General features: G+C 27.0%; 4 protein-coding genes. 2 read left to right on the top strand and 2 right to left on the bottom strand.

The window, feature by feature from the left end:
* Window positions 1-79: 79 nt before the first annotated feature.
* Both B2217_RS02495 and uraH read right to left on the bottom strand, forming a co-directional pair.
* Window positions 80-1555, bottom strand: a complete 1476-nt coding sequence (locus B2217_RS02495; protein ID WP_291122059.1) for a phytoene desaturase family protein — start codon at window positions 1553-1555, stop codon at window positions 80-82.
* Between the two features lie 9 nt (window positions 1556-1564).
* A complete protein-coding gene (gene uraH / locus B2217_RS02490; protein WP_291122058.1) occupies window positions 1565-1894 on the bottom strand; it encodes a hydroxyisourate hydrolase in 330 nt (109 codons plus the stop codon).
* Window positions 1895-2363: 469 nt separating this feature from the next.
* Here uraH and B2217_RS02485 point away from each other — a divergent pair, with 469 nt between their 5' ends.
* Together B2217_RS02485 and B2217_RS02480 are read left to right on the top strand one after the other, a co-directional pair.
* Window positions 2364-2945, top strand: coding sequence for a hypothetical protein (locus B2217_RS02485; protein ID WP_180906536.1), 582 nt, complete (start codon window positions 2364-2366; stop codon window positions 2943-2945).
* 57 nt (window positions 2946-3002) lie between these two features.
* Window positions 3003-3253: hypothetical protein (locus B2217_RS02480; protein WP_291122057.1), on the top strand; the 251-nt coding region annotated here is incomplete at its 3' end.

Below are 3253 nucleotides of genomic sequence, written 5' to 3'. Positions count from 1 at the left end.
AAAAACTTGTGCTATATTTTTGAGTTGTCATCTTACTCACCGAATAAGAAAGCTCATCAAATAATTGTTTCATATAGAATTACTTTTTTATTTTGTTGATCTCATTGGCCACTATTTTACCGGATATAATAGAGGGAGGAACTCCTGGTCCAGGAACAGTTAACTGACCGGTATAAAATAAATTTTTTAGCTTTTTATTTCTTATTTTAGGTTTTAATACTGCTGTTTGATTAAGTGTATTAGCCAATCCATAAGCATTACCACCATAAGCATTATAATCTGACACAAAATCTTTGACACAATAACTTCTTTTAAAGTCAATTTTAGATTGCAAATCTACAACACCTGTATGCTTTTCTAATCGTGAAAGCATTTCCATTAAATACTTCTGACGCACAAATTCATTGTCATCTATTCCTGTTGCAATCGGCATTAGCAAAAACAAATTTTCTTTCCCTTCTGGTGCAACAGAATGATCAGTTTTTGATGGACAACAAGCATAAAACAANNNNGGTTTTTCAGGCCATCTTTTCTTTTCGTATATGCTATCTATATGTAGATCTAATTCATGCTCAAAGAATAGTGTATGATGTTTTAAATGCGGAATAGTTTCATTAAAACCAAGATAAAAAATCAGACAAGATGGAGCAAATGTTCTTTCTTCCCAATAGTCAGCCGTATAATTTCTATATTCTGCGTTCAAAAGTGTTTCTGTATGATGATAATCAGAAGAAGCAATCACTTCATCAAATTCATAGATTTCACCATTTATTACAAGTGAACTTACACTTTTATCTTTTACATTTATTTTATCAACATTACAATTAAAATGAAAGTGCGCCCCTTGTTCTTCTGCTACTTTTTTCATTGCTAATACCAGCTGATAAAAACCTCCTTTAGGATAATAAGTACCTAATACATAACCGCCATAATTCATCAAACTATACAATGCAGGAATCTTTTCAGGAGATGCGCCCAAAAATATTACGGGGAACTCCATTAAAGCTCTCAATTTCTTATCTTTAAAATACCGTGCAACATAGGCTCTAAAATTAGATAGTAAATCTAATCTCAATGCACTTTTAGCAATTTTAAGAGAAATAAATTCACTCCAATTGGCACAAGGTTTATGTACAAAATCCTTCATTCCTACTTCATATTTGAATTTGGCAGATTTCATAAATTTTTCTAATTGAAAACTAGCTCCTTTCTCTATTTTTTCGAAGGTTTCTTTTAGTGCTTCAAAATTTTCAGGTACATCTATTTTTTCATCCGAAAAAATCATCTCAAATTGAGGATTTAACGATATCAATTCAAAAAAAGAAGAAGTAGTATAACCAAAATCCTCAAAGAAATCTTGTATAACATCTGGCATCCAATACCAACTAGGTCCCATATCAAATACATAACCTTCTTCTGTTTTTAATTGTCTTGCTCTTCCGCCTGGCTGATTATGTTTTTCAAATACATGTACTTCGTGTCCTTCTTTTGCTGTATAAGCAGCAGCTGATAAACCAGAAAATCCAGATCCAATAATGGCTATTCTTTTTTTCATATCTTGTTTTTAACTTCCTTTATATGTAGAATAGCCATAAGGAGATAAAGTCAATGGTACATGAAAATGCTTATCCCCTTTAATATGGAAAACAATCTCGATAAAAGGATAAAATGTTTGCAACTTTTTTCTATCAAAATAAGATTCAATATGAAATACGAGTTTATAAACACCGTCATTATTCTGACCATAAGGTAAAAAATTCCCTATTCTACCATCTTTATCTGTAATTTGTGTACTTACCTTAGTCCACGAATTGTCCACATTCATTTTCTGTAATGTAACTGAAACAGATGGTGCAGGCTCTCCAGTAGAATTATCTAAAATATGACTGGACAATTGATAGATTTCTACTTGAGCACTACAAAAAGTAGAAAATACTACTATGAGTAATATTAAAATTCTTCTTTTCATATTTTTTCTTATTTAATAATTTTAGCAAATGTAATAAATAATAGTATAATAAAATACTAATAAATATAAAATAAATTTTAAAACACACTATTTGTTGTAGCCAAATCTATTTATATATAATTTTAAAAGAATTGAAATGATGATTACGGTGAGATTTTAAAAAGGTATTATTTAAATGTAGTTTACATTGAATTAAAAAATTATAGCTATCTAGTTAAATTATTATTTTTAAGAGTTAATAAAAGATTTATTCAAAAAATAATAATTTATGTTTTTATAAATATTTTATTGATTTGTTAGGTAATGTTTATATTATTTGATAAATTCTATAAAAAATTTCGTTATTTATTTAATAATAACTAAATTTAGTTAAATTAACTAATTTAATATGACTATGAGACGAGTTTTATTTCTATTTCTCGATCATTTCTCATCTACTTACCTTTTATTGTTTTGCTTTTTTTGTTCAATTTATGTTAATGCTTATAATGTTGAAATAAAAGAAAGAGATGATTCTATTCCAACAATTTCTAAAGGTTTAGTAACAATAAAAGAAAATACGACTTTTTACATTTCTAAAAATACAATTATATCTAATTGTGAAATTAAAGATTCTATTAACCATGAAAAAAATATAAAAAAAAGAAAATCAAAAGAAAAAATCAAAAGAAAAAATACAAATAACTCAAATCTTAAAAAAAGCAGAAATAATTCGTATGATTTATCTACACTAATAAATAAAAAAATATGTTATTTACCATATAAAGAATCAACATTTTTCATTAGTAGTAAATCAATTCTTTTAGCACTCTATACTATCAATTCTTTTAATATAATTATTTTTTATTCAAATTCTTTTAATAAGAATTACGAACCTAAGATTAAATTAAAACTTTCAACTTATAATTATATTTTTTGTGATTATGCAATTTGCTTGTCTCACTTAGAAATACGCTCTCCTTCATTATTTAGTTAATTAATTAATATTTCTACTGCCAATCAAAGATTTATTAATTAAACAACTACTATAAACATGAAAAATATTATACAGATTTTTTTTCTATTTTTTATAACTATATCACCTAATTTGACATTTGCCCAACTTAATTGTAATGTGGAAACTAAAATTGTAGCTCCAAGTTTTTCATCATCTATTGTTTCGCAAAGAACGGGCCTTATTGGATTAGCAGTAGGCTCTATAGCTAATGCAGGCAATGTTGTGAATAATGATACAGATGATTACGCTTCAATTAATATAACTCTAGCAGTAGCAGGTACAGCTAC

This window comes from Empedobacter sp. UBA7620, from assembly GCF_002484185.1.
Lineage (GTDB): Bacteria > Bacteroidota > Bacteroidia > Flavobacteriales > Weeksellaceae > Empedobacter > Empedobacter falsenii_C.
The sequence above is the reverse complement of the archived record's forward strand: the minus strand, read 5'-3'. Positions and strand labels throughout refer to the sequence as shown.